We start from the raw sequence: 25,800 nt of genomic DNA on the forward strand, positions 1-25,800 counted from the left end.
GTCGTTTGCCCCGGAGGGGTGCTCACGACGACGTCGTCGTACTCTCGCTTCCGGGGGTGAAGCGATCCGGCATGCTCAGGAGGCGGGTGTCTCCACTGCGGGCACTGCGCCGGAACCGTACCCATAGTAGCCATAGCGACCGTAGCCGTAGGCGTCCGGTCCCTTGGCCGGAAGCATCGTCAGAACGATGCCCGACGCGTCGGCTCCGGCGGTCCGCAGGGCGGTGAGAGCGCCCTTGACCTGGTTCTTTTGAGTACGCCCCGCGGCGGCCACGAGGATGACCCCACCGACCTTCTTCGCGAGGATCGCGGCATCCGTCACCGGCAGCAGCGGAGGTGCGTCGAAGATGACCGCGTCGTAGTACTCGAGCACGTGGTCGACGAGCTTCTGCATCGCCGCGGAGCTCAGCAGTTCGCTCGGGTTGGGCGGGAGTGTGCCGGCGGGGAGGACTGAGAGTGTTCCCGTTCCCCACGGCTGGACGACGTCGGACAGGACAACGCTGCCGATGAGCACGTCGGTGAGTCCGACCGCGCCCTCGAGACCCATGTACTCGGCCACCTTGGGGCGACGTAGATCGGCGTCGACGAGGAGCACACGCTTGCCGACATCCGCCAGGGAGATGGCGAGGTTGGCCGAGGTGGTGCTCTTGCCTTCCTGCTCGACGGCCGATGTGGTCACAAACGCCTGCGAACCCCGCTCGATATCGACGAACTGGAGGTTGGTGCGCAGTGTTCTAAACGACTCGGCACGCGGGCTGCGCGGGTCCTCGTGAACGATGAGCGGGCGATCGACCGCGCGCGGATCGAAGGCGATTCCCCCGATGATCGGGATGTCGGTGATCGACTCGATGTCACGCTCGTTGCGCACGCGGGTGTCGAGCACTTCACGGAGTACCGCGACGACCACACCCACCACGAGGCCGATGAAGAAACCGAGACCGAGATTGAGCGGAACGTTGGGGCTCACCGCGACAGTCGGCACGGTCGCGTCCTGAACCCGCGTGAGTTTCACCGGCGAACCGGTCTCCTCGGTGGATTCGATCTGACGGACAACAGCAGACAAGCTCTGGGATGCCGCGTTCGCGATGTCGGCGGCCTGTTTGGGGTCGGTGTCGGTCACCGAGATCGTGATGAGTGTTGTGTCGAGGGGTGAGGACGAGGAGACGGCGAGCGCGAGTTCTGCCGCCGTGACATCCAGCCGCAGTTTGTCGATGACGGGCTCGAGCACGATCGGCGTGGTCACGAGCGACGCGTAGGTCTTCACTCGGGCCTGGGTGAAGTTGTTGCCCTGAACGAGGTCCTGTGTTGTCTCGCCTGCCTGGGTCGAGACGAAGACCTTCGACGACGCCGTGTAACGGGGCGTCTGGACGAGCGACAGAGCTGCCGCGATGCCGACGGCGAGAAGCAGGGAAAGCGCGATGAGAATCCAACTACGGCGAAGAACGCGCACGTAATCGCGAAGTTCCACGTCGAAAACCTTTCCCCAACAGTCCTGATGACATGGTGTCACACATCGCGAGTGCGGCCCGCCACGTTGCGGCTCGCGGTACTCCTTCGTACCGTGTGGGGATGCTCGAACGCTACCAATCCGGATCCGCTGGGCCGCGCATCCTCCTCGTCCACGGCCTCAGCTCGTCGGCCGACTCGTGGTGGCGCGTCGTGGAGGCCCTCGCGCCGCACGCGCGTGTGACGACCATCGACCTCCGCGGCCACGGAGCGAGCGCACCCGCGGACTCGTATGCGCTGCGGGATTACGCGTCGGACCTTCCCCGTGAGAATTGGGATGCGGTGGTCGCTCACTCCCTCGGAGGTGCCGCCGCGGTCCTTGCTGCCTCCCAGCCGGGATTTGCACGATCCCTTGTCCTCCTCGACCCCGTGCTCGAGGTGCCGGAAGCCGACTTCGAGGCGGTCCTCGCGGACCAGGTGAGCGAGTTGCGTCTAGACGAGGCGTCCGTCGCCGCAGAAAAGCCGCACTGGGATGAACGGGATCGGGCAGCGAAGCTCGTCGGTGTGCGTTCCGTCGATCCGGCGGCCGTTGAGGGCAGCTTCCGCGACACCGGCCGGTGGGATGTCCGAGCCGAGGCCCGCGCGCTGCGCTCGCCCACACTTCTCATCGCGGGAGACCCCGCTATCTACACGATGCTGGACCCCGAACTCGGCCGAACGCTCGCCGCGGAGAACGAGTCCATCGACTACCGAGTGATCGCCGGCGCCGGGCACTCACCACATCGGGACAAGCCGGAGGAGACGCTCGCGGTTCTCACCGAGCGCCTCCTCGGCTGAGAGCTACCAGCGGTGGTGGATCGCCTCGCGGAACGACCTGTCGTAGAGGTCACGCACTTTCGCCGAGAAGTCGGAGGAAAGTCGGGGCACCGCACCTGCCGACGCGTTAGATCGAGCCTGGTCGACCGAACGCGCGCCGGGGATGACCGTCGTGACGCCCGGCAACTGGGCGAGCCACGCGAGGGCAGCGACAGGGGCGCTGAGCCCCTCTGCCTCGGCGAACGACGAGAACTCCTGTGCGGCAGCAACACCCGTCTCGAAGTCGACACCCGAGAACGTCTCGCCGACGTCGAACGCGTCGCCCTGACGGTTGAAGGTGCGGTGGTCGTTCGCGGCGAAGACCGTGTCCTTCGTGTACTTGCCACTCAGCAGGCCGGACGCGAGCGGGACTCGCGCGATGATGGCGACGCCGGCCTCAATCGCGGCGGGAAGGACGATGTCGAGGGGCTTGAGCCGGAAGGCATTGAGGATGATCTGAACGCTCGCGACATTCGGTCGCTCGATCGCGAGCAAAGCCTGCTCGACCGTCTCGACACTCACGCCGTACCGCGCGATAACTCCCTCGTCCACGAGGGTGTCGAGCGCATCGTAGGTGGCGTCCTCGACGTAGACCGGGGTCGGCGGGCAGTGCAACTGAACGAGGTCGAGAGTGTCCTGACGGAGGTTGCGGCGCGAACGATCCGTCCACTGCCGGAAGTTCGCGAGCGAGTAGTTCTCCGGCACCTGCGCCTCGCGACGACCCATCTTTGTGGCAACAAAGATGTTCAGGTCGGGGCGATCGGCGAGGAAGCCGCCGATGATCTCCTCGCTGCGGCCATCGCCGTACACGTCGGCGGTGTCGAAGATGGTGACCCCCGCCTCCGCGGAAGCGTCGAGGATGGCGCGGGCATCCGCCTCGCTCACATCCCCCCAATCCGCGCCGAGTTGCCACGTGCCCAAACCAATAGCGGAGACGTCGCGACCGAGGCGACGGGTACTACGAATGTCCATGGACGTACGGTAACAAATCTGGATCAACCGATGACCGACACGAGCTCCCTCGCGATCCTGGTGCGAACGAGGTGATCGCCGACATCGACGCGATGCATGGTCACGTGGCGCATGGTTCCGATGATGCGCAGGGTCGCGGGCGCGATGAACTGGTCGAGTCCGCCGTAGACAACGTCCACGGGCGCGGCGACACGGGAGATGTCGGAGACGGTGGTCTGCGACTCGATGCAGTTCTTCAGACTGAGGATGAAGGCATCCCAATTACGATCGTTGACCTCGAGCGCGGAGCCGAGGCGTAACAGCCGTGACAGGGCGGTCGCGCTGGCGATGGTGAGGTCCTTGTTGGCGCGGAGGAACTCGTAGAGCCGCAGATACAACTCGACCTGGCTCCGCGCGCGCGGGTCGCCCAGCTCGGTCGGCGAGAGATAGACGGGCGGGCTCACGAGCACGAGCCGTGAGACGCGAGCCGGGTTCTGCGCGGCGTAGCGGGCGGCGAGCAGACTGCCGAGCGAGTGCCCCACGAGGATGAACGGCTCACGCAATGAGAGCGAGCGAATGGTGGCGGCGATGGATGCCACGTGCTCCTCGATCGTGTACGTCGCCCCCGCCGGCGCTGGCGAGCCGCCGAACCCGAGCAACTCGAGGCTGATGCAGCGGTAGCGGCCTTCTAGCTGCGGGATCACACGACGGAAGGTTGACGCCGACGAGGCGATCCCGTGGAGCAGAACGACGACGGGCCCCTCGCCCACGTCGCTTGCGACGTGAAGGAGAGGGGCCCGGTGTCGATGGAGAGCCGACGCGATGCGCGCGAACCAGCTCATGGCTCGAGACTAGCGAGTGGCTCTTGGTGGCGCCTGAGTTATCAGTCGCGCAGTTTCTCCTTGTACTCGTTTTTCGCTTCCGTCGCGTCGCGGTCGGCCTCGGCCTTGCGCAGCTCCGCTTCCTTGCGCTTGACCTCGGCATCGGCCTGCAGTTCGTCGACCTTGTCTTCGACCCGCTCCTTGGTGTCGTCGACCCATTCGCCGATCTTTTTACCGGTTGCCTCAGCGGCGTCCTTGGCGTCATCCAGCAGACCCATGATGTCCTCCTCGCGGTCGGTACAGGGGGCGTAATCACCCTGTGGTGTGACAGTAGTACCGCGGTGCGACTCGTGGAGGGAATGCACACCAGGCTCCCAGACTCGGGACGACCCGCTCACGGCGATGACGCCCAAATCGTTGCAAACGTTGGGTAGCCATTGCACCGCCGAGAACTTAGCGTGATGCCATGAGGCGCATTCTTCTTATTCCCACAGCACTTGTTCTCGGCGCGATCGCACTCACCGGTTGCTCCGCCGGTGGCGCGGACTCCGCGTCCGCACCGGCTCCCGAGGTCGAATACCAGAGTTCAGAGGGCGGCAGCGTTGCCGTCGACGAAATGTCGACCGATCCCACGCAGTCGGAGCGGCAGGTCATCGTCACGGGATGGATGACGGTCACGGTCGAGCAACCGCTCGAGGCGGCATCCGAGGCCATCAGAATTGCCGAATCCGTCGGGGGGCGTGTGGACGGCAGAAACGAATACGCCCCGGCTGACGGCAACAGGGGCAGCGCGACGCTGACCCTGCGACTCCCCGCGGAGGGTCTCACCGAGACTCTGGATCGGTTCAAGGAGCTGGGTGAGGTGCAGGAAATCTCGCTGGACTCCTCCGACGTGACCATGGCCACGCAGGACCTGGATGCCCGAATCTCTGCGCTGAGCGCCTCCATCGAGCGTCTCGAAGCGCTACTGGCGACGGCGACGGACACGGAAAACCTCATCGCACTCGAGACCGCGATCTCCGATCGCCAGGCACAACTCGAGAGCATGCAGGCCGAGCGCCGGTACTACGCGGACCAGGTGGCCCTCTCAACGGTGACACTCAATCTCGTGTCGACCGAGGACGCTCCCGTCGAGAGACCCATCACCTTTATCGACGGGCTCGTCGCGGGATGGAACGCGTTCGTGGGCTTCTTCGCGGGACTCTTGGTGGTGCTCGGAGTGCTCCTACCCTGGATCATCCTCGCCGCCATCATCACGGCCGCGATCCTGTTCTTCCTGCGGTGGCGCCGCAGCCGCAGGGTCGCGCAGGCACCCGAGGAGCCCGCCGCGGCGTCGCTACCTCCCACCCACACTTCGTGAGGTGCCCACTTCGGTGGGTCTGATCCCAAAAACACCCACCGAAGTGGGCACCTCAGGGGCGGAGCGGAGAACTAGGGGGTTTCGCGGTCGTCGGCCATCGCGAGGTAGCCGCTCAGACGCGCGATGAAGTCGTCGTCGGGACGGTACGAGGGGTCGGCGACGGCCTTCTCGTAGTGTCCCTCCGCCTCCTGGATCGCGTCGTCGATCTCGAGCACCGCGAGAGCGTTGCGCTGCTCCGCGTCGAGGGCGACGAGAAACGCGATCGCGCGATCGATGTCAGCGGGGCCGGCGTAGATGTACTCAGACATGGTGTTCCTCTCAAGAACGGGCATCCCCCACATTAGGACAGCGGATGACGCGCGCCCCTCACCGGCGGGCATGTCAGCCCGCGAGCATGTCCTTGACCATCGGCACGACCTGGGTGCCGTATAGCTCGATCGAGCGCATCATGTGCTCGTGCGGAAGGGTACCCGCGGAGTACTTGAGGTCGAAGCGCTGCACGCCGAGTGCCTTCACCTTGGTCGCGAGCTTTCTGGCCACGGTCTCCGGCGAGCCAAGGTAGAGGGCACCGTGTTCGATCTCGCTGCGGAACTCGGCGACATCCATGGGAGGCCAGCCGCGCTCACGACCGATCCGGTCGCGCATGGCGCGGTAGTGCTGCCAGTACTGCTCGGCCGCCTCTTCGTCGGTGTCGGCGATGTGGCCCGGCGAGTGAACGGCGACGGGCAGGTCGGGCTTACCCATCTGGGCGAGCGCGCGGTGAAAAAGCTCGACGTAGGGCGCGAAACGCTCAGGGTCACCACCGATGATGGCGAGCACGAGCGGAAGTTCGTAGCGGGCCGCACGCACCACGGATTCGGGGCTGCCGCCGACGCCCACCCAGGTGCGAATGTGGCCGCCCTCGGTGCGCGGGTAGACGTTTTGCTCGCTGAGCGGGGCGCGCAGGCCGCCGCTCCAAGTGACCGGTTCCTCCTTGAGGAGTTCGGCAAAAAGGTCGAGCTTCTGCTCGAAGAGCTGTTCGTACTGCTGGAGGTCGTAGCCGAAGAGCGGGAAGGACTCGGTGAAGGAGCCGCGACCAAGGATGACCTCCGCGCGGCCGTTCGAGAGGGCATCCACCGTCGCGAACCGCTGGAACACACGCACCGGGTCGTCGGAGGAGAGCACCGTGACGGCAGATCCGAGGTGGATGTTTTTGGTCACTGTCGCGAGGCCAGCGAGCACGGTCTCCGGGGTGGAGACGGCGAAGTCGTCGCGATGGTGTTCTCCGACTCCGAAGAAGTCGAGCCCCACCTCGTCGGCGAGCACACCCTCGGCGACGACGTTGCGGATGACCTGGGCTTGAGTGATCGGCGAGCCGTCGGGTGCGACTGTCACGTCTCCGAAGGTGTCGAGTCCGAACTCCACCTGCTGCTCTGCCATTGCTGTTCCTTTACTCAGGTCGATGCGTATGCATCGTTCAACCGTGGTGCTGCCTCAGTATTCCCTTACGCCGGCCAGCCGTGCTGCGCCGCGACGATCGGCAGTTGCTCGTGGAGTTTTGCGCTGGATTCGACCGCGAGCGGGTTGGTGGAGACCCCGTCTCGTGCGACAAGCTTGCCGCCGACGTAGACCTCCTTCAGGTTGCGCAGCCCGCACGCGAGCACATAGTTGGCCACCGGATGCCACAGCGGTCCGATATCGGGGCGCCGCGGGTCGACCACCAGGAAGTCGCCGTACTTACCCACCTCGAGGGAGCCGACACGATCGTCGATCCCGAGGACTTGTGCCGACCCCAGCGTGTGCAGCCGAAGCATGAGCTCGGGGCTCATCGTGTTCGGGTCACCCGTGGCGGCTCGCTGCTGGAAGATGCCGATACGCATGTTGCCCCACGGGTCGGAGACGTCGGTGCAGGCCTGGTCGTCGAGGCCGACACCCACGGTCATCCCGGCGCGAAGAATGTGGGGCAGATCCGCGTTTCCGGAGGCGAGACGACCGTTCGACGCGGGTTGCCACGACATACCGGAGCCCGCTTCGGCCGCGCGGTCGATGATCTCGGGAGTCGTCTGGATGAAGTGACCGAACACGAGGTCGGGGCCGAGCGCCCCGGCATCCGCGTACCACTCGAACTTGCTGCGCTGCACGTCGACGGCCTCCCGCGTCTCCAGGAAGTGCGCCTGGTTGACGAGCCCGAAACGTCGCATCGCCTCGACCTCGAGCTCTGCGGCGTCGCGGCGCGGAGACCACTGCACGGCGCCGAACACCGCCGTCTTCAGGCGCAGGGACTGGTCGGCGGCGGCGTCGTGGTCGACGACGGCACCGAGCCGCTCGAAGATTTCGTCATCGGTGCCGACCGTGACATCCATGCCGACCGCGTTGATGTAACGGATGCCCGCATCAGCTTTCGCGTCGGCTTGCCGCAGCAGGTACTCGACGGGCCGCAGCTCTCCCCCACCGCTCCGCGCGCCTGCGATCATCGGCTCCCACGGCAGCCTCGGGTCGGTGAAATCGAACGCGGTTGTCACACCGTTGGCGAGGAAGTCGAGCGAACCGTGGAGGGTGTTCCAGTACATGAGGTCGGGGCTCACGTTCGCGAAGAACCCGAGCATGGAGTCGCACCAGCCGTAGAGCGTCTGGTCGACGCCAAGCCCCCGAGTGGCGCTCGTGAACAGGTGGCTGTGCGAGGAGACGAAGCCGGGGGCGACGAACTTGCCGTCGACGTCGAGCACCTCGGTACCGTCGGGCACTGCGGGCGCGGTGCCCGTGCCGCGGTCGGCGATACGTCCGTCGTCGCCGATGAGCAGCCAGGAGTCGGGAACGACATCGGGGCCGTCGTCGACGGGGACGAGGAGTGCGTTGATCACGAGCAACATGTGCCCATTGTGTCGCGGCCGTGTTGCGGCGACGTTGCGCACCGCTGTGCCACGCTCGACCCATGAAGACCCTCTCCCCCGCCCAATTCGTCGGCGCTGCCTCGCTTTCGGCGCTCGCGGGATTCGTGGATGCCATCGCCTTCATCTACCTCGGCGGCTTCTTCGTCTCGTTTATGAGCGGCAACACGACCGTCGGCAGCGTCGAGTTGGCGCAGGGTGGTGATTGGGCTCCGGCCTTCCTCATCGTTGCTGCGTTTGTCATCGGGGTCATCGCGGGCACCGTCATCACGCGCGTGGCCTCCCGACCTGCGCCCTGGGTGCTGGCGGCCGTGACGCTCCTACTCCTGGTCGGCACCCTCCTCACGGGTATGGGCCTGCCCACCGTCGTGCCGGCGGTGCTCATCGCAGCGGGGATGGGCGCTATCAACACCGTCTTCGCCCGGGACGGCGGCCCAGCCCTCGGGCTCACCTACATGACGGGAGCTCTCGTCAAGATGGCGCAAGAACTCGTCTCCGCGTTCACGGGCGGGAGCCGAACGGCGTGGCTTCGACAACTGGCTTTGTGGTCCGCCATCGCGATCGGAGCCATCGCTGGCGCGCTCGCGTACGGAGCGATTGGCATCACGGCGATGTGGAGTGCCGTTGTTGGCGCGGTCGCCGCGGTCGTCATCGCGGCCATCGCCGCGCGGCGGGCCTAGGAGCGAGCGACCAGCGCGAGTGCGTCCACGACGGCGCGCAGCGCCGGGCGCGCGGCAGCCCCGCGGCGGGAGGCCACCACGATGCGACGATCGGCCAGCGCCGTAACGGGGCGGGCGACCACGGGCATCCGGGGGTCCACGGCGAGTTCGGGCAGCACGGCAACGGAATCGGTCGCGGCGACGTGAGCGAGGAGCACTCCGTAACTCGAGAAGCGGCCGGCGACACGCGGCTCGAACCCTGCGCGCCGACACTCGCGCGGCACGAGATCGCCGAGGTAGGTGCCCTCGTGATCGAGCGCCCAGCGCTCGCCCGCGAGATCCGCGAGCACGATGCTCGAATGGCCGGCCAGCGGATGCCCGGCCGGAAGCACCGCCATGAGCGGGTCGCTCGACAGCGCCGTCACCGAGAGCGCTGGCGAGACGAGTGTTCCGTCGGCTTCGTCGACCGTGACGGCGAGGTCGAGCCGCCCCTGGTGGAGCGCCGCAACGGCTTCGCGTGGTTCGATCTCGAGGAGTTCCACCTCGAGTCGCGGGTGCTCCGACGCGAGCGCCCGCACCGCGGGGATGAGCAGCGGCGAGAGGGAACTCGCGAAGCCGCCGAGCCGCACCTTTCCGGTGGGCTCGGTGCGGGCATCCGATAGCTCAGCCTCGATCTCGTCGAGACTCTCGAGCACGTCGCGTGACCTCTCGGCGAGCGCGGCCCCCGCCGGAGTGAGAAGGAGGGCTCGGCCGCGACGCTCGAAGAGTGCGACGCCGGATTCCGCTTCGAGGGCGCTCAGCTGTTGCGACACGGCGGAGGGGCTGAGCGCGAGTTCGTCCGCGGTCGCGCGTACGGTGCCCGTCCGCTCGAAGACATCGAGAATCCGCAGGCGCCACACGTTGAGCATGCTTTACCACCGTTCAGATTTACTGCACAGGCTAACCGCAACTCCCTCATGGACGCGCACAGGTCGGCCTCGATACGGTCGAGCCATGACCGACACTTTCTGGCAGGACGTCGACCGCCACGTGCTGAGATACGGCGCTTCCTTTGTACCCGAGATCATCACGCGCGCAGAGGGCAGCTTCGTGTACACCGAGGGCGGACGCCGCATCCTCGACTTCACGTCGGGGCAAATGAGTTCCATCCTCGGTCACTCGCATCCCGACATCGTGGCGACGGTGCAGCGACAGGTCGCGAGCCTCGACCACCTGTACAGCGGGATGCTCTCGCGACCCGTTGTCGACCTTGCGCGCCGGCTCGCCGAGTCACTACCGGAGTCCCTCAGCAAGGTGATGCTGCTCACGACGGGCGCCGAAGCCAACGAGGCCGCCATTCGACTGGCCAAGCTCGTCACGGGCAAACACGAGATCGTGTCCTTCGCGCGATCCTGGCACGGGATGACTGCTGCCGCAGCGGCAGCGACCTACAGCGCGGGGCGCAAAGGCTACGGACCGACGGCGCCCGGCAACATCGCGATTCCCGTAGCCGATCGCTTCCGTCCGGACTTCGTCGACGCCGACGGTGAACTCGACTGGCGCACGCAACTCGACGTCGCCTTCGCCCTCGTCGACGCCCAGTCGACCGGGAGCCTCGCCGCGTGCATCGTCGAGCCCATCCTGTCGTCGGGCGGCATCATCGAGCTTCCTCTCGGCTACCTTGCTGCCCTCAAGGAGAAATGCGTGGAACGCGGGATGCTCCTCATCCTCGACGAGGCACAGACGGGCCTTGCGCGCACGGGAACGATGTACGCCTTCGAGCGCGACGGGGTCGCCCCGGACATCCTGACCCTGTCCAAGACGCTCGGCGCGGGCCTACCGCTAGCGGCGGTCATCACCTCCGAGGAGATCGAGCGCGAGGCGTACGAGCGCGGCTTCCTGTTCTTCACAACCCACGTCTCCGACCCGCTCGTCGCCGCGGTCGGAAACACCGTGCTCGATGTCATTGAGCGCGATGGGCTCGTCGACCGGGCCACGCAACTCGGCTCTCGACTCCGCGAGGGACTACTCGGCATCCAGTCACGGCACCCGGTGGTCGGAGACGTTCGCGGGCGCGGCCTGCTGCAGGGCATCGAACTTTTCGTCGACCGCGATGATCCCGCGAGCTCGGATGCCCTGGGCGTTGCCGTGACCCGCCGCTGCCTCGAACTCGGCCTCCACATGAACATCGTGCAACTGCCCGGCATCGGCGGCACGTTCCGCATCGCGCCACCCCTCACGAGCACGGATGGGGAACTCGACCTGGGTCTCGGCATCCTGGAACAGGCCATCGACGAGACAGTCTCCGCGCTCGCTTAGTCTGTAGCCATGCCCCTCACCGTTCTCATTCCGTGGCGCCCGAAGCCGTCACGTGTTGCCGCGTTCGACGCCGTCGTGGCCTGGTATCGGGAGAACCTGGGGGACGTCAACATTCGTGCGGTCGACACGGACGACGAGGTTTTCAACCTCGCCCGGTGCCGCAACGTTGGCGTCGCGAGCGTCGTCGACCCGGACTCGGTGGTGATCATCAACGACGCCGACACGATTCCCGAGAAGGATGCCCTCCTCGACGCGATCGCGCAGGCTGCGACGTCGGGGCGTGTTCACCTCCCCTACACGCAGTACCACTGGCTGGGGGCATCCGGTACCGCTCAACTGCTGGCTGGCACACCCGCCCAGCAGTGCGACCACGAGGTTGTGCTGGGCGCGTGCTCTGGCGTTTACGTGACGACTCCGACGACGTGGTGGAGCCACGGTGGGCAAGATGAGCGCTTCCGCGGGTGGGGCTTCGAGGATGCCGCGTGGAACCTCGCCCACGAAACGCTCCTCGGCGAGCTCCCGCGACGTCACTACGGTCACGTCTTCGCGCTGCACCATGTCGCGGAGTTGCGCGAGGGACCCAACTACGACGCGAACGCGGCGCTCATGGAGCTCTACCGCGAGGCAGCGTCGAGCCCGGAGTCGATGCTCCAGCTCGTGACGGCTTCGCGCGCGCGACTGGCTCCCGGCGCGTAGCGGAGCGACCGCGACAGCGCGTTGAGCGCGTCACGCGGCATCCCGAGCACGCGATCGAGGGCACCCGCGAGTTCTGCGACCGTGGCCGTGTTGGGCGCGAGTGCCACGCCGTACCCGTTCTGCTCGAGGGCAGCGGCCCCGGCGAACTGGTCGGTGGAGAACGGCAGAGCGACGAGCGGTACACCGAACGTCAGTGCCTCGGTGACGGAGTTGTTGCCGGCGTGCGTTACGGCGGCCGACGCCGATCGCAAGAGAGTGACCTGGGGCAGGAATCCCCGCACGAGCCAGTCGCCGGGCACCGCGCCGAGAACGTCGGGCGAGGACGATCCGGTCGCGATCGCCGCACGCAGCCCACGCTCGCGGAGGGCATCCGCCACACGCCCGAGAACATCGCCGCGCACGGATAGGAAACTGCCGAAGCTCACGTAGACGAAGGGCTCGCCGGATGCCCCGATCCACGCCGCCACCTCGTCGTCGGCGGGTTCCTCGCGCACGGCGGACCCGAGGAAGACGTGCGGCGGTAGCGGTCGCTCAGCGGGCGACAGCTCGCCGGGGTAGTTGTAGAGCACGAGGTCGCCGTGCTCCTCAAAGGCGCTCGGCGAAGCTGGCAGCTCGGGCGCGAGCACTGAGAGCGCGCCATTCCACTCCGCGGTGAAGTTCGCACTCACCTCGTCGCACAGCGCACGCAGCTCGGCGAGCTCACCTGCACTCGGGGTGAATGCCGCGGGCCACGCGGGCGGAAAACCGTACACCTCGTCGAGGGAGGGCAGTGCCGACGGATGCCCGAGCACAACATCCACGTGGGCGATACGCCCCGCAACCATGGCGAGGCGCGCGCTGAACGCGAGGTGATCCACGATGATCGCCGTCGGTCGCACCGCCTCGATCACGGCGAGGACGGCCCGCGCCGTCTCGACCGGTTGCCACATGAGGTCGGTGAGGCGTGCCCTGGCCTGAAACTCGAGGGTTTCGATCATCCCGAGCCTGGTGGCGTCGAAGAAACCACGAAGGGCATCGTCTTCCCCGGGTGGCTGGTCCTCCGGCTTGATCGTGCCGGGGTTGGATCCACGACCGAGCCGCAGGTCGATGCGCTCGTAGCCGAACGACTCCACGATCGCGGCCGTGGCCGGGCCCGTGGCCACGACAACTCGCTCCCCCGCGTCCCGCCACGACGTGGCGAGTGTCGCCAGCGGAAGGAGGTGCGAGGCGTAGTCGGGGCTGATGACGAGGAGCGTCACCGCACCGTCACCTCGAAGCCTTCGGACTCCCGTCGGTGATCACGCTCGGCGGCCGCAACGTGGTCGTACACATTCGAAAGCTCACGAGCCATCGCTTGGATCGTGAAGCTCTCCTCCACGACGGCACGCGAACGCTCCGCGCGGTCGCTCGTCTGCTCGGCGGCGGCGAGGTCGAGCGCGGTCACCATCGCCGCGCCGAGCTGTTCGGCGTCCCACGTCTGCGTGAGGATGCCCGTGACGTCACGCTCGACGTAGGTCGCCGGTCCACCGCCGTCGGGTGCGACCACGAGTAGCCCCGTGGCCATGGCCTCGAGTAGGGCGATTCCGAATTCTTCTTTGAGGCTCCCGCACACGTAGATGCCTCTCGGCGCTGCGTAACCCGGCAGGCCGAATCGTGCCGCGGCGACCCACCGCGCGACGGTGTCGTTGGGCTGATGACCCGGCAAGAGCAGTCCGTGCGTAGCCCGTTCGTCACGGGGAACGATCGCGTCGATGAGGTCGAGTTGTTCCTGCTCGTCCGGCGAGGGAGCCACGAGGTCCCCGCCGACAATGAGGAGGTTCGCGCGCTCGGCGAGACCACTCGCCTTCCACGATTCGACGATCGTCGCCATTCCCTTGACCCTGTGCAGGCGGCCGACACTCACGATGAGCGGCAGGTCGCGGCGTTCCGCGGGCAGGCCGTCGAGCAGCTCCGCGAGCGCCTGCAGCGGGGCTGTGGTGGCGCGGCCGCTCGCTGCGGTTGACGCCTCCTCGACCGCGGCATCCACCACTCCAAGGTCGATGCCTTCGGCCACGATGCTGTGGCGCTCCGGATGCTGCGTGATGTCGATGCCGACGAGTTCGAGCATGTCGCGCTGCAATTCCGGACGGGGGAAGAGCACCGTTTGCGATGCGTTCGCCGCGAGACGCTGCACGAGTCGCGAGCGGAACCAGAAATGCTCGTGCTCGTCGACGTCACCGAAGTTTTCGCGGGTGAGTCGACCCGCGACACCCAGCGAGTTGATGACCGCGTGAGGATCTGGCGCGACCGTGAAGACGACGGGGATACCGAGCTCGCGCGCCACATCGACCGCAGCGAGACTCCCGACATCGGCCATCCGCAGGTGAATGACGTCGACACTCCCCGCAGCTTTGAGCATGCGACGGATGCCGCGGCGAGCCGTGACCCGCAGCGGCCACGCCGCAGCTGCCGATACGGGCTCGCTGAACAACGGAATACGCCCGAAGCCGTGACCGTGTGTCAGGGACGGGAGTGCGGCCGCGCTCTGCAGCGCCTCGTCGACGCTCCCCCGGGAAAGGGTGACGACACGGTCGATGGAGCCTGGCCCGGCGAGGAGCGCGTCGCCGAGTCGCACGAGCAGGGTCGCGATGCCGCCGTTGTCACCCTTGCCCGCCTGGTCGAGGCCGGCGTCGATGTCGGCGTTCAGGAAGAGCTGCGCGACGGTGAGTCCCGCACGATCCGTGCTCGGATTCCACGTCGACGAGATGTCGAGGAGCGCGAGTTGGGCCACGTGCGCGAGGTGATCGTCGCCCTTGGCGAGCACGGCGAGCGCATCGCTCACGCCGGCATGGCCGGGCCGCTGACCCAGCGCCGAGATGGCCGCAACCCGCACGATTTCGTGCTCGCCTCGATCCAACGCCGTTCTGAGGAGCACCCGACGCGCCAGTCCGCGACGCACGAGGCTGATGGTCTCGATGAGCCTCGCCCGCGGCTCGGGCTCGTGCACTCCGAGAAGGGCTCCCTCGAGCCCGACACCGATGAGGTTGGATGCCGTTGCGCTCCACTGCTCGAGGGTGCGCTGGGCGAGCATCCCCGAGAATCCGCCATCGATGACCATGGCGATGAGGCGGCCGACCGCATCGAACTTCGGTAGGCGGAACCCAATGACCCACGCTGCGTGTTCGCGGATGAAGGCGCGTTCGCTCGAGAGGAGTGACCCCAAGAGGTTCACGGCTTCGTCGTCGAAGATCTGGCCGAGCGCGTGCACCGAGGCAATGGCGGCGAGCTGGTCGTCACCGTTGAGCGTCTGCGCGAGGACGCGCAGAGTGCGTACACCCCCGTTGCGGCTTGCTTCGAACGCGAGATCGTCCGAAAGACGCAGGGCGTCGATGAGTCGTTCTGAATCGCGGATCGAATCGAGCGCAGTCTGAATCCCCACGACGATCTCCTTAGTGCTGAGCCGCGCGTGGTGCGATGCGGCAAGGTCATTATGGTTCACTCGACTGCGTGAATACAGGCTCTGGACAGACGGTGGCCATCGGCGATATCGGGGTCGTCGACGGCATGATGCACATTGGGGACGAGGCCATGTTCGAGGAGTTCCTCGACCAGGCCCGCGCCCGAGGCGCCGGCGACGTCGTGGCGATCTCGGCGAATCCTTCAGAGACCGCCGAGCGCTACGGCATCCGCTCGGTCCCCCGCCTCGGATTGTCGGGGTCCCGTGACGAGATGCTCGCGCGTGCCCAGCGCATCCTGGGCGGTGACCTGGGCACGGATGACCCGGCGAGAGCTACGGTCGACGCGATCTCCACCGCGCGCCGCGTTGTCGTCACGGGCGCTGGCAACCTCGCCTCGACGTGGCCCGTGCACATCATCGAGCGCTGGGCGATCGCGATCCTCGCCGAGCGCGCCGGAGTACCGTTCATCGTCACGGGCCAGACCCTCGGGCCGGAGCTGACCGCCGCGGATGCCGCACTCCTGAGCGAACTGCTCGACACGGCGGCGCTCGTCGGCGTGCGGGAAGCGGCCTCGTTCCGACTGGCCGACACCCTCGGTGTGCCCGAGGAGCTTCTCGCCCACAATCCCGACGATGCGAGCTTTCTTGCTCTCGACAGACCGACCGCCGACACCGACGCTGCGCCCCACTGCCTCGTTTCACTGTCAACACACGTGGGGAGCGCGAGCCGCGCAGATGTTCAGTCGGCCGTTGCCGCCCTCCTCGATTCGATCGCCAATTCTGGGCTCGAAATCGTGTTCCTCGCCCATTTCGGGCCCATCGCCGGCGAGCAGCGCCGCGGTGACGTGGTCATGCACGACGCGGTGCGCGAGCGGATGACGGCGCCGTCCAGAGTCGAACCGACGGGCAGCTCTACCGAGGCCGCGTGGCTTGCCCGCCGCGCCGCGCTCGTCGTGAGCAGTCGCTACCACCCCGCTGTTTTTGCTGCCGCCAGCGGTGTGCCGACCGTCGGCATCCCGGTCGACGAGTACACCACCGTCAAGCTCACGGGGGCGCTCGGCACATTCGGTCAATCGAGCCTCCTTCCGGTCGACTCTCTCCTGGCGGGGACGGGCACGGCGGTAGTCGAAGCGGCTCGTCGCCATGAGCCTGATCGAGCCACCCTCACCACCGCGAGGGCCCAGGCCGAGCGCTGGTGGGATCGAGTTTTTGCGACGGGTGCTTAGCTGCTGGGTCACCCCAAGTCAAGGGGTGCCGGGGAGGAAGATCGCTTAATAGGCTGTCTTGATGCAGAACTCTGAACCTGAGATTGCGGCGGGTTCACCACCGCTCGTCGAGGAGATGCCGGGGGCGCTCGTCGTCGGTGAAGACGAGGTCTACTCGATCTCAGGCGAGCACTCCGGCCCCGTCGAGGCATACGGAACCCTCACTGTCGAGGGAACTCTACGCGGCGCGCTCACCATTGGCAGCCTCGCACGCGTGATGGTGTCCGGCGACATCGAGGGGCCGGTCGACATCAAGGTCGCCGGCACACTCATGGTTCTGCCTCGCGGACGTATTGCTGGCACGATTACCAATCACGGATCTTTCATCAACCAGGGGTGGCGCTCCGGCCGAGTCGACGGCCGTCTGCCCGACGACCAAGAAGGCTCATTCGTAGCGGAACCACTCCCCGGCATCGAGCGATTCCCCACCCTTCCCGTCCGCTGACCGCTCCGAATACCATGAATCCCCGCGCCATTTCCGTGCGGACCTGAACGAAAGGCCGCCGTGAGCGACCGCCTGAGAGCTGCCGACGAGCAGCTCCGCCTCGAGCAGTGCTCTCGAGAACCCATCCGCACTCCCGGACGCATCCAGTCCCACGGGATGCTCTTCGTGGTGGACAACTCCACCCACGAGATCGTCGTCGCGAGCGAAAACGCGCGACGCTATCTCGGCACGCGACTCGACCACCCCCAGATCGTCGAAGCTCTGGATGCCGGCACCGTCGTTGATCCCGTGCGCGTGACCTTCGACGACGAGCAGTTCGATGCGATCATCCACCCCGGCGATACGACCTCAATCGTTGAACTCGAGCAGACGATCGTCGGCGTCGAGTACGCACGCACCTCCGTCGTCAGCGCTATTCAGCGACTGGCGTTCATCAACGATCCCGAGGAGCTGCGGAACACGGCCGCGGAGCTGATCCGCTCCATCACGGGATTCGATCGTGTGATGGTTTACCACTTCCACGACGACGGGCATGGCGAAGTGGTCGCGGAGTCGCGCGCGGACGACATGGCTCCGTACCTCGGGCTGCACTTCCCGGCATCCGACATCCCGTCTCAAGCTCGCCACCTGTATACGACCAAGCTGTCCCGGGCGATCGTGAGCACCGAGGATCCCGGGCTCGACCTTCTCGCCGATTCGATAGAACCGATGTCGATCGATCTCGGCGCGACCGAACTACGGATGGTGTCGCCCTACCACCTCGCCTACATGCGCAATATGGGGCAGGCGTCCACGGTGTCGTTCTCCAAGGTGAAAGACGGCGTCCTCATCGGCATGATCACGTGCGCCCATCGCACCCCGCGTCGCCTGCCGATCCTGCTGCGCCGCGCGCTCGAGGTTCTGGCCACACAGCTCGCGTTCCAGCTGGACTCCATGGAAAAGATTCGTGTGCTGCGCCATGAGGTCGAGGTGCGTGAGCGTCGCGCCGCACTGCTGTCGCCGCTGTTTGCGTCCGACGATGTCATGAGCGCCCTGCTCCGGGGATCGGCGACCGTACTCGACCTCGTACCGGCCGATGGGGTGGCCGTGCGCCACGGCGACAAGACCTACACCCTCGGCACGGTGCCGCCGGCGACCGCCATTCGCGCGGTGATGGATGCCGTGGGCGACAACCACCTCGCCTCTCACGTGCTCGGCCGCGTGCGGCCGGACCTCGCGGAACTCATCCCCGACTACCCCGGACTCATCGTTGTGCCACTCGGGTCCGGTGACTGCATCACCTTCTTCCGGCGGGCCATCACCCACGTTGTCGATTGGCTCGGTGACCCCGGACCCCAGAACCGCGCTGACGCCCTCTCCCCGCGATTGTCGTTCGAGGCATGGCGCGAGAGTGTGGCCGACTCGGGCGACCCGTGGGGTTCCGCCGTGCAGGAGGCAATCGATCTCGGAGAGGCACTCAAGGGCGCCATGGCTCGTCGTGCCGAGGCGCGGCTCGCTGAGCTCGCACTCCACGACGCACTCACCGGACTTCGCAACCGCCGTTTCCTCGCCGAGAACCTCGAGCGTGCACTCGTCGAACGCCAACAGGCCGACAGTGTTTCGTTGCTCTTCCTCGACCTCGACGGCTTCAAGTCGGTCAACGACAGCTATGGCCATGACGCGGGTGACGCCGTCATCGTCGAAGTCGCCAGGCGAATCGTCGCGAACTCCCGAACGGCGGATGCAGTTGCACGGCTTGGCGGCGACGAGTTCGTGATCGTGTGCGAACACACGACCCCGCAGGAAGCTCACCTCATCGCCGAGCGCATTGTTCGTGCCGTCGGCAAGCCCATCGACGCGAAGGGTGTAACAGTGACGGTAACCGCCTCGTGTGGCATCGTCACCGCCGATGATGCGTCATCCGGCGCGCGACTGCTCGAAGCGGCAGACGCCGCGATGTACCGCGCCAAGGCAGAAGGTCGCAACCGCGTCGCGACCTGAGGCGCTGAGGCTACTTGGTGGGCTCGCTCACAATGCGCAGGCCCGCCGGCGCATTCGCCGTGTCCATGAGGGCATCCAGCCACTCACGATTGATCTCCTGTGCGGCCTTGTCGAACTCGAACTGGACCGTACTCGAAGGGTTGAGCCAGATCGCGGAACGACCACCGCCATCCCCGTCGACGGAGAAAGCGAAACTCTCGTTGCGGCGAAGCTTCGCCAGAACGACCACCTCGACGTGGGCGAGAGTGCGGTCATCCAGTTCAAATACCACAGGTGGTGACCCGTAGAGAAGCTTGCCCACGAACATCCCCTTCTTCGACTGTTCTATCGTACCGTTGATACTGCACCCGCCCCAGGATCGAGGAGTCATCGTGACGATCATGCACCGACTGTCTATCGACGGAAGGGATTACTTCCTTCCGGACCCCGTTGACGAGTTGCGCGGCAAGATCCTCGAAGCGATCAAGTCCGGCGGCGGCTACGTCAACATCCCGCCGCTGCGCGGTGGGCCCGGTATCGACATCCTCTTCTCGCCGGGTATGCCCGTCGTGTGGACCCAGATCGAGGTCGGCGAACCGGAGAACGAGGCCGAGACGACACACGACGCGTCCAGCCCGCTCGACATCTGACGCGCGAGACGCGCACTTCGGTGATCAGCTGAAGTGCGCGTTGAACTCGTCAGGGGTCATCGGAGCCCCGATGAGGTAGCCCTGAGCGCGCTGACAGCCGAGCTCGATCGCATGGTTCATCTGGTCGGCGGTCTCGACACCCTCCGCGACGATGCGGATGCCGAGATCTGAAGCCTCGGCGAGCACGGGAATGAGCGTGCGACGCGCAGCGGAGCGATTGCCGCGGATGAGCGACTGATCGACCTTCAGCTCGGTCGCCGGCAGGTTGCGCAGCTGGTTGATCGACGCGTACCCCGTGCCGAAGTCATCCACCGACACCCCGACACCCAGGGCACGCACCTCGTGGAGGCACCGCACCGCGCGGGGGAGATCGATGATCGGCTCTGTCTCCGTGATCTCCATCGTGAGCAACGTCGGGTCCATGCCGAACTCGTCCAGTGTCTCAACGAGTTCACCCGCGAGTTCGGGGCCAAGCTCCGTTGGAGAGATATTGACCGAGAGCTCGAGACGCTTGCCGGCGGCGCTCCACCGTGTGAGTTGCTGCGCGGCATCCGTCAGCACCGTCCGGCCGACACGGCGAATGCTCCCGATCGACTCGGCGATGGGAATGAACTCATCCGGCGGAATCACCCCGTAGGTCGGGTGAATCCAGCGCACGAGAGCCTCGACGGCGACGATGTCACCGGAGGAGAGATCGATCTGAGGCTGGTAGTAGGTCACCAATTGACGCTGGTCTACAGCCGCGTCGAGTTCGGCCGCGAGGGCCTGGGGTGACAGAAACACCCACTAATGATGTGTCACCAAAAAGACTTCGGCAAACAGTAGCGCGAGGAATCTTTGAGGAATATACTCCGCCGCCCTGCCGTAGGATTGAGGGCGTGGGACTGCTGAAATACGACAAAATCACGGCATCATTCGACGACCGTGTACTCGCTCATCTTCAACCCGTCGTGTGGGGCAAGCTGCGGCGCGGCGAATCCTTCTCCTTCACCTGGAACGACAGTCTCAACGAGGGCTCCGGCCGCAAGTCGATCTGGCTGACCCAGGGCGTGCCGATCGTTTTCGAGTACTTCGGCAGCCGTGCACCCGTGTTGAACCCGCACTGGATTCAGGCGCTCACCAAGAGCGCGAACTCCCCCGGCGGCCTTGTTGTGGTTCCAGAGCCGACCGCCCCTCCCCGCGACTAGCTCGAATAGCACACGAGCGTCATGAACTGCAACCCCCGGACGATGGGGTCTACCCCGGGATAGTTTTGCGGCATCACCTCCGGGAAGGACTAGAGATGCCGCCTACTCTCTCCACCCTCCGCATTGAAGATGCGGGGCAGACCGTGGGCTTTATCGAGCGTGCAGGCGACATCTACGTCGCACTCCGAGGCGCCCGGTATTCGCGGGCCGTTGAGGTGGCCCAGACCCGCAGCTTCGAGCAGGCCCGAGGAGCTCTGCTGGGATCGGCCCAAGCATCATGACACTCCTCCACCCTGCAGCTGTCGGCTCTCCGGTCAACGTCTGGTTCGTCGACGAGGTCCCCGACCGCATCGTTCACGGCTCCGAGCGTTACCGCGTTGTGAGCCCGGCAGTCGAATCGGACAAGGGATGGATGTTCCGCGCGGTCACCGCCGACCGCAAAATCGTCCTCCTCCAGATCGCCCGCGAAGGCGTCGACCATTGGACTTTAGAGCGCATCACGGACACGTCGTGGCCGGAGCAGCGCGCAACAGCGTGATTCCCCTTATCGAGTGAAGGAGGAAGAACCCCCGTTCGGGAGCGGGGGTTCTTCCATGTCCGCGGACATGCCCGCGGAGGCGGCGTCTCGAAACCTGCGATTCCCCATACCCAGCTGGTTGAGGAGCCGCCGAAGGCGGCGTCTCGAAACCTGCGACCCCCCGTAACCCGCAGCGGTGGCTTCGATAACGCCGGCTACGCGCGGCTACTCAACCACCAAGCAACCCATACCCCGCTGGTTGAGGAGCCGCCAAAGGCGCGTCTCGTGGACCCTAGGGGATTTGACTCCCCACCGGGCCGCCAGAAAACCGCGCGGAACGAGTGAGTGCAAGACACGTCGAAGCGCGCGGTTTTCTGGACTGCGCGGCGGGGCCCCGGGGGTTCGAAGTGTCGCGAGGGTGCCCAAAACGCGAGAAACCCCGTCCAGTCGGACGGGGTTTCTCGCGTTTTGTGGACCCTAGGGGATTTGAACCCCTGACCTCCTCGATGCGAACGAGGCGCGCTACCAACTGCGCCAAGGGCCCGTGATGCGTTAGCTAGGTTATCAGGTTCCGCAGAGGGCGTGACGCGCTAGCCAGCGGCGCGACGGCGGGCCAGCACGGCGTCGATGTCCGGGGTGGCCGTCGGTGCGGCATCCACGATTCCCATCGCCGCGAAGCCGGTCGCGGCGGGCCGCACGGGCTCCTCTGCTGCGGGACGGATGCTCGGCACCTGCTCCGCGGCGCGAATGCTCTCCGCTGCCTCCTCCGCGGCTCTGCGCAGCGACGCCGCGAGGTCGGCCGAGGATTCCGCGGGCGCTGGAGCCTCGGTGCGCGACAGGTACAACGGCTTGGGTACCGCGACGGGAGTCCACTCCGCCTGCACCGTTTCGCGCACCTCGGCAGCGACGTGGTGGTCGACGAAGGGCGAACCGCGTCGCGCCTGGGCCGGCGCCGAGCGGCGGGCGCGGGATACCTCCGCGAGACGGCCGAGGAGAGCAAGGGAGACCACAACGGCGAGGCCCGCTCCCCCGACAACCAACCACCCCGAGGCCGCAGCAGCGCCCGTCATGATAGCGACGAGCTGGGCTACGCCCACACCCGCCGAGGCGAGCAGCACGACGGCAGCGAGGGCACGCGTGCGACGGAGCCGCTTGGCGGCGAGCTCGTGGGGCGCGGTTTCCTGTCGCGGCGCGACGGGGCGTCCGACGGCGACAGGGCCACGCGGGGCGCGACGAAGGGCCTGGGTTGGTGCCTCGGTCGTCTCGGCGAGGACACGAATCGTCTGCTGCAGCCGAACGGCATTGCGCTCGGTCGCAAGGTATTCGCGGCGCTTCATCCAGGTGGGCACGAGATAGACCAGCCACAGGCCGGCGGCGATGGCGAGCATAACGCCGCCGCCGAGACCAGTGAGTTCCATACAGGTACGGTACGAGCAGGTCGGTTCAGCGTCGGGGTGGCGCGCCGAGCATCCGGAGCGTCGGGCGCTCAGAGGGGTCGCGATGCCTTCGCGCGGTCCTCCATGGGGATCGTCGCAGCCGTGGCCGGGGCACGCCCGGTCTGCCAGCGACGCAGCACACCGGCGGGCACCTCCTCGACGGTGAGACCGAAGCAGAAGTGATCGCGCCAGTCGCCGTCGATGTGGATGTACCGCCGTCGCAGCCCCTCGTACCGGAAGCCGAGCTTCTCCACCACCCGTAGGCTCGGCGCATTCTCGGGCCTGATGCAGATCTCCATCCGGTGCAGTCCCATACCGAAGAAGCAGTGGTCGGTGGCAAGCGCGACGGCCGTCGGCGTCACGCCCTTGCCGGCGAACCGCTCCGACACCCAGTAGCCGATGGTCGCCGACGAGAGCGATCCGTAGGTGACGGATGACACGTTCAGCTGCCCGGCGAGCTGCCCGTCGTACTCGATCACAAACGGCAGCCCGTCACCTGCCCGCGCGTGCTGCAGGAGGTTTCGGATGCTCGCCCGCACGTCGAAGGTCATCGCGCCGTGCGGGTTTGTCGCCTCCCACTTGCGCAGCCAGCTGCGATTGTCTGCGAGCTCCCGTTCGAGGGTGCGGGCATCCCGAACGCGGATCGGACGGATGCTCGTGCGCCCGTCACGCAGGGTCGGGATGATCGCCACGCGCTAGTCCAGGGTGCTGGCGAACGACTGCAGCCACGGCCGCAGTTCGGGGCCGAGGTCGTCACGCTCGACGGCCAACTGCACGATCGCCTTGATGTAGTCGACGCGGTCACCCGTGTCGTAGCGACGGCCGCGGAAGACCACACCGTACACACCACCGGCGATGTTGTTGTTGGCGAGCTTCAGGAGGGCGTCGGTGAGCTGGATCTCGTTGCCCTTGCCGGGGGGCGTGCGCTCGAGCACTTCGAAGATTTCGGGCTGGAGCACGTAGCGTCCGATGATCGCGAGGTTCGACTTCGCGGTGCCCTGAACCGGCTTCTCCTCGAGGCCCATGATGCGCACGACGTCGTCGTCCTCGGTGGGCTCGACCGTGGCGATGCCGTACATGTGGGAGGACGCCGGGTCCACCTCCATGAGGGCGATGACGGTCGCACCGCGCGAAGCCTGAACCTCGAGCATCCGGGAGAGCAGTACGTCCCGTGCGTCAATGAGGTCGTCACCGAGCAGCACGGCAAAGGGCTCGTTGCCCACGTGCATGCGGGCACGGAGCACGGCATGGCCGAGACCGCGCGGGTCGCCCTGCCGCACGTAGTGCATGTCAGCGAGGTGGTTGGAGTACTCGACCTTCTTGAGGCGCTGGAAGTCGCCCTTCTGCTCGAGGGTGGCCTCGAGCTCGGTCATGCGGTCGAAATGGTTCTCGAGTGCGTTCTTATTGCGCCCCGTGATCATGAGTACGTCGTTGAGACCGGCCGAGACGGCCTCCTCGACGACGTACTGGATCGCCGGCTTGTCGACCACCGGAAGCATTTCCTTCGGCATGGCCTTTGTGGCGGGCAGAAAGCGGGTCCCCAGACCTGCTGCCGGAATGACGGCCTTAGTAATGCGATTCCCCATGAGGACAGGCTATCTACAATGGAGGGCATGACGGACGCGCCTGAGTCCCAGAAGCGCGCCCTGCGCGCGGAACTGCGTGAGCGGCGACGCATCCGCACGGCTTCGGAGCGTGAGCGGGAGGGCACGGCCCTGACCCAGCACCTCATCGATCTCACGAGTGACCTCGGTGCTCGGTCCATTGCCGCCTACCTTTCGCTGCCGGAGGAGCCGGGCACCCGCGACTTCGTCGAGTGGGCGTGCGAGAACGGCATCCGTGTGCTCATCCCCGTGTCCCGTGCCGACGGGTTGCTCGATTGGGCACCGTACGACGGCAGCGATGAGGACGAGGACCTTCTGGGGATGCCCACCCCGACGTCTGAGCTGCTCGGGCCCATCGCGATCAACTCGGTCGACCTCATCGTTGTGCCCGCGGCATCCGTGGACCGCACCGGCATGCGCCTCGGCTGGGGTCGAGGCTATTTCGACAAAACCCTCGGTTCGATGGAGAACTGCCCGCCCGTTTATGCTGTCATCTTCGACGACGAGCTTGTCGACTCCGTGCCTTCCGAACGGCACGATCAGCGAGTCGACGGGGTCGTGACGCCCTCCGGCATCGTCGCCTTCTAACCTCCGGGAGAGCCATGCCCACGTATTCGTACCGCTGCACGGAGTGCGGCACCGCGTTCGACATCCAGCAGTCGTTCACGGATGATTCGCTCACCGAGTGCCCCACATGCCACGGCGTGCTCCGCAAGGTGTTCTCCCCCGTCGGCGTGACCTTCAGCGGGTCCGGCTTCTACCGCACCGATAGCCGCTCCAGCGGTTCGACGACAACCCCTGCCGCCTCGAGCGGTGCATCCTCCAGTCCCGCGCCCGCCGCAGCGCCTGCGGCATCCGGTTCGAAGGAGTAACCATGCTCAAGGGTTTCAAGGAGTTCATCCTCCGCGGTAACGTCATCGACCTCGCCGTCGCGGTGGTCATCGGCGCTGCGTTCACAGGCATCGTGAACGCGATCGTGAACAGCGTCTTCAACCCCGCGATCGGTGCGCTGTTCGACGCGGAAAGTCTCGCCACCGCGCTCCCCGTTGTGCTGCCCACAACCTCGGGCGGCGAGGCGGTGCTGTATTTCGGCGCGGTGATTGCGGCGATCATCCAGTTCCTGCTGGTGGCCGTGGTTGTCTACTTCGCGCTCATCGTGCCCATCAACTACATCAAGCGCCGCGCCTTCGCGAAGAAGGACGAGAAGCCGTCCGAGGACGCACCGCCGCCCACGGAGCTCGAACTCCTCGCGGAGATCCGGGATCTTCTCGCGGCGGACAAGGGCGCCAATGCCGACACGGTTGCGGCATCGGAGACGCACGGCAAACACGCGGAGTAGTCGCTAGCGTCGCATCACCAGTGCGGAGGAA

Annotated in this window: 29 protein-coding genes and 1 tRNA gene; 14 read left to right on the plus strand and 16 right to left on the minus strand. The window is 66.4% G+C overall.

What is annotated here, in order from left to right; translation table 11 throughout:
* Positions 1-75: 75 nt before the first annotated feature.
* Positions 76-1,467, minus strand: a complete 1,392-nt coding sequence (locus LH407_RS04005; protein WP_322132583.1) for a polysaccharide biosynthesis tyrosine autokinase — start codon at positions 1,465-1,467, stop codon at positions 76-78.
* A gap of 101 nt (positions 1,468-1,568) precedes the next feature.
* Between LH407_RS04005 and LH407_RS04010 the strand changes: the two genes are divergently transcribed.
* Entirely contained in the window at positions 1,569-2,282 is a 714-nt protein-coding gene (locus LH407_RS04010) for an alpha/beta fold hydrolase (RefSeq protein WP_322132582.1), read from the plus strand.
* A 3-nt stretch (positions 2,283-2,285) separates the two neighbouring features.
* Here the strand turns inward: LH407_RS04010 and LH407_RS04015 are convergent, their stop codons facing one another.
* From LH407_RS04015 to LH407_RS04025, 3 genes are read right to left on the minus strand one after another with little or no spacing between them, the layout of a single operon-like run.
* Positions 2,286-3,272: an aldo/keto reductase gene (locus tag LH407_RS04015; protein WP_322132581.1), complete on the minus strand. Its 987-nt coding sequence runs from the start codon at positions 3,270-3,272 to the stop codon at positions 2,286-2,288.
* A 23-nt stretch (positions 3,273-3,295) separates the two neighbouring features.
* Complete coding sequence (locus LH407_RS04020; protein WP_322132580.1) at positions 3,296-4,093, minus strand: alpha/beta fold hydrolase; 798 nt, start codon at positions 4,091-4,093, stop codon at positions 3,296-3,298.
* A 41-nt stretch (positions 4,094-4,134) separates the two neighbouring features.
* Positions 4,135-4,350, minus strand: a complete 216-nt coding sequence (locus LH407_RS04025) for a hypothetical protein (protein WP_322132579.1) — start codon at positions 4,348-4,350, stop codon at positions 4,135-4,137.
* Positions 4,351-4,538: 188 nt separating this feature from the next.
* Here LH407_RS04025 and LH407_RS04030 point away from each other — a divergent pair, with 188 nt between their 5' ends.
* Entirely contained in the window at positions 4,539-5,432 is an 894-nt protein-coding gene (locus tag LH407_RS04030) for a DUF4349 domain-containing protein (RefSeq protein WP_322132578.1), read from the plus strand.
* Between the two features lie 71 nt (positions 5,433-5,503).
* On the opposite strand, the gene LH407_RS04035 is transcribed toward LH407_RS04030, so the two are convergent.
* From LH407_RS04035 to LH407_RS04045, 3 genes are all read right to left on the minus strand, one after another.
* Entirely contained in the window at positions 5,504-5,740 is a 237-nt protein-coding gene (locus LH407_RS04035) for a hypothetical protein (RefSeq protein WP_322132577.1), read from the minus strand.
* Between the two features lie 73 nt (positions 5,741-5,813).
* On the minus strand, positions 5,814-6,851 hold the full coding sequence (locus tag LH407_RS04040) for an LLM class flavin-dependent oxidoreductase (protein WP_322132576.1): 1,038 nt from the start codon (positions 6,849-6,851) through the stop codon (positions 5,814-5,816).
* A 65-nt stretch (positions 6,852-6,916) separates the two neighbouring features.
* Entirely contained in the window at positions 6,917-8,281 is a 1,365-nt protein-coding gene (locus LH407_RS04045) for an amidohydrolase family protein (protein WP_322132575.1), read from the minus strand.
* A 62-nt stretch (positions 8,282-8,343) separates the two neighbouring features.
* Between LH407_RS04045 and LH407_RS04050 the strand changes: the two genes are divergently transcribed.
* Entirely contained in the window at positions 8,344-8,979 is a 636-nt protein-coding gene (locus LH407_RS04050; RefSeq protein WP_322132574.1) for a YoaK family protein, read from the plus strand.
* On the opposite strand, the gene LH407_RS04055 is transcribed toward LH407_RS04050, so the two are convergent.
* Positions 8,976-9,866, minus strand: coding sequence for a LysR family transcriptional regulator (locus tag LH407_RS04055; protein WP_322132573.1), 891 nt, complete (start codon positions 9,864-9,866; stop codon positions 8,976-8,978). The genes LH407_RS04050 and LH407_RS04055 overlap by 4 nt on opposite strands.
* Positions 9,867-9,951: 85 nt before the next feature.
* Between LH407_RS04055 and LH407_RS04060 the strand changes: the two genes are divergently transcribed.
* On the plus strand, positions 9,952-11,256 hold the full coding sequence (locus LH407_RS04060; protein ID WP_322132572.1) for an aspartate aminotransferase family protein: 1,305 nt from the start codon (positions 9,952-9,954) through the stop codon (positions 11,254-11,256).
* A 9-nt stretch (positions 11,257-11,265) separates the two neighbouring features.
* On the plus strand, positions 11,266-11,952 hold the full coding sequence (locus LH407_RS04065) for a hypothetical protein (RefSeq protein ID WP_322132571.1): 687 nt from the start codon (positions 11,266-11,268) through the stop codon (positions 11,950-11,952).
* Here the strand turns inward: LH407_RS04065 and LH407_RS04070 are convergent.
* The gene (locus LH407_RS04070) at positions 11,871-13,190 is read right to left on the minus strand and encodes a nucleotide disphospho-sugar-binding domain-containing protein (RefSeq protein WP_322132570.1); all 1,320 of its coding nucleotides are present in this window, start codon (positions 13,188-13,190) and stop codon (positions 11,871-11,873) included. The genes LH407_RS04065 and LH407_RS04070 overlap by 82 nt on opposite strands.
* Positions 13,187-15,349: a glycosyltransferase gene (locus LH407_RS04075; RefSeq protein ID WP_322132569.1), complete on the minus strand. Its 2,163-nt coding sequence runs from the start codon at positions 15,347-15,349 to the stop codon at positions 13,187-13,189. The genes LH407_RS04070 and LH407_RS04075 overlap by 4 nt, the downstream gene beginning before the upstream one ends.
* 68 nt (positions 15,350-15,417) lie before the next feature.
* Between LH407_RS04075 and LH407_RS04080 the strand changes: the two genes are divergently transcribed.
* From LH407_RS04080 to LH407_RS04090, 3 genes are all read left to right on the plus strand, one after another.
* Positions 15,418-16,593, plus strand: coding sequence for a polysaccharide pyruvyl transferase family protein (locus tag LH407_RS04080; RefSeq protein WP_322132568.1), 1,176 nt, complete (start codon positions 15,418-15,420; stop codon positions 16,591-16,593).
* A 61-nt stretch (positions 16,594-16,654) separates the two neighbouring features.
* The gene (locus tag LH407_RS04085) at positions 16,655-17,077 is read left to right on the plus strand and encodes a polymer-forming cytoskeletal protein (protein WP_322132567.1); all 423 of its coding nucleotides are present in this window, start codon (positions 16,655-16,657) and stop codon (positions 17,075-17,077) included.
* A gap of 60 nt (positions 17,078-17,137) precedes the next feature.
* A complete protein-coding gene (locus tag LH407_RS04090; RefSeq protein WP_322132566.1) occupies positions 17,138-19,057 on the plus strand; it encodes a bifunctional diguanylate cyclase/phosphodiesterase in 1,920 nt (639 codons plus the stop codon).
* 10 nt (positions 19,058-19,067) lie between these two features.
* On the opposite strand, the gene LH407_RS04095 is transcribed toward LH407_RS04090, so the two are convergent.
* The gene (locus tag LH407_RS04095; RefSeq protein ID WP_322132565.1) at positions 19,068-19,358 is read right to left on the minus strand and encodes a DUF7882 family protein; all 291 of its coding nucleotides are present in this window, start codon (positions 19,356-19,358) and stop codon (positions 19,068-19,070) included.
* Positions 19,359-19,437: 79 nt separating this feature from the next.
* Here LH407_RS04095 and LH407_RS04100 point away from each other — a divergent pair, with 79 nt between their 5' ends.
* Positions 19,438-19,686 carry a hypothetical protein gene (locus tag LH407_RS04100; protein WP_322134896.1) on the plus strand — a complete coding sequence of 83 codons (249 nt, stop codon included), beginning with the start codon at positions 19,438-19,440 and terminating at the stop codon, positions 19,684-19,686.
* Between the two features lie 24 nt (positions 19,687-19,710).
* Here LH407_RS04100 and LH407_RS04105 read toward each other — a convergent pair whose 3' ends face one another.
* Positions 19,711-20,469 carry an EAL domain-containing protein gene (locus tag LH407_RS04105; protein ID WP_322132564.1) on the minus strand — a complete coding sequence of 253 codons (759 nt, stop codon included), beginning with the start codon at positions 20,467-20,469 and terminating at the stop codon, positions 19,711-19,713.
* A gap of 95 nt (positions 20,470-20,564) precedes the next feature.
* Between LH407_RS04105 and LH407_RS04110 the strand changes: the two genes are divergently transcribed.
* Together LH407_RS04110 and LH407_RS04115 are read left to right on the plus strand one after the other, a co-directional pair.
* Entirely contained in the window at positions 20,565-20,873 is a 309-nt protein-coding gene (locus LH407_RS04110; RefSeq protein WP_322132563.1) for a DUF7882 family protein, read from the plus strand.
* A gap of 277 nt (positions 20,874-21,150) precedes the next feature.
* Entirely contained in the window at positions 21,151-21,411 is a 261-nt protein-coding gene (locus LH407_RS04115; RefSeq protein WP_322132562.1) for a hypothetical protein, read from the plus strand.
* 450 nt (positions 21,412-21,861) lie between these two features.
* On the opposite strand, the gene LH407_RS04120 is transcribed toward LH407_RS04115, so the two are convergent.
* The 4 genes from LH407_RS04120 to galU all read right to left on the minus strand — a co-directional run bounded on the left by LH407_RS04120 (position 21,862) and on the right by galU (position 24,412).
* Positions 21,862-21,934 (minus strand) — tRNA-Ala (locus LH407_RS04120).
* A gap of 46 nt (positions 21,935-21,980) precedes the next feature.
* Positions 21,981-22,808 (minus strand): hypothetical protein, encoded by an 828-nt coding sequence (locus LH407_RS04125; protein ID WP_322132561.1) that lies wholly within the window; start codon positions 22,806-22,808, stop codon positions 21,981-21,983.
* A gap of 68 nt (positions 22,809-22,876) precedes the next feature.
* Positions 22,877-23,518 carry a GNAT family N-acetyltransferase gene (locus LH407_RS04130; RefSeq protein ID WP_322132560.1) on the minus strand — a complete coding sequence of 214 codons (642 nt, stop codon included), beginning with the start codon at positions 23,516-23,518 and terminating at the stop codon, positions 22,877-22,879.
* A 3-nt stretch (positions 23,519-23,521) separates the two neighbouring features.
* Entirely contained in the window at positions 23,522-24,412 is an 891-nt protein-coding gene (gene galU / locus LH407_RS04135) for a UTP--glucose-1-phosphate uridylyltransferase GalU (RefSeq protein WP_322132559.1), read from the minus strand.
* Between the two features lie 27 nt (positions 24,413-24,439).
* On the opposite strand from galU, the gene LH407_RS04140 reads away from it, so the two are divergent.
* The 3 genes from LH407_RS04140 to mscL are packed head-to-tail and all read left to right on the plus strand — an operon-like array spanning position 24,440 to position 25,769.
* The gene (locus LH407_RS04140; protein WP_322132558.1) at positions 24,440-25,018 is read left to right on the plus strand and encodes a 5-formyltetrahydrofolate cyclo-ligase; all 579 of its coding nucleotides are present in this window, start codon (positions 24,440-24,442) and stop codon (positions 25,016-25,018) included.
* 14 nt (positions 25,019-25,032) lie between these two features.
* The gene (locus tag LH407_RS04145) at positions 25,033-25,302 is read left to right on the plus strand and encodes an FmdB family zinc ribbon protein (protein WP_322132557.1); all 270 of its coding nucleotides are present in this window, start codon (positions 25,033-25,035) and stop codon (positions 25,300-25,302) included.
* Between the two features lie 2 nt (positions 25,303-25,304).
* Positions 25,305-25,769: a large conductance mechanosensitive channel protein MscL gene (mscL, locus tag LH407_RS04150; protein ID WP_322132556.1), complete on the plus strand. Its 465-nt coding sequence runs from the start codon at positions 25,305-25,307 to the stop codon at positions 25,767-25,769.
* The last annotated feature ends 31 nt before the right edge of the window (positions 25,770-25,800 follow it).

The sequence above is a fragment of the Antiquaquibacter oligotrophicus genome (assembly GCF_020535405.1).
Lineage (GTDB): Bacteria > Actinomycetota > Actinomycetes > Actinomycetales > Microbacteriaceae > Rhodoglobus > Rhodoglobus oligotrophicus.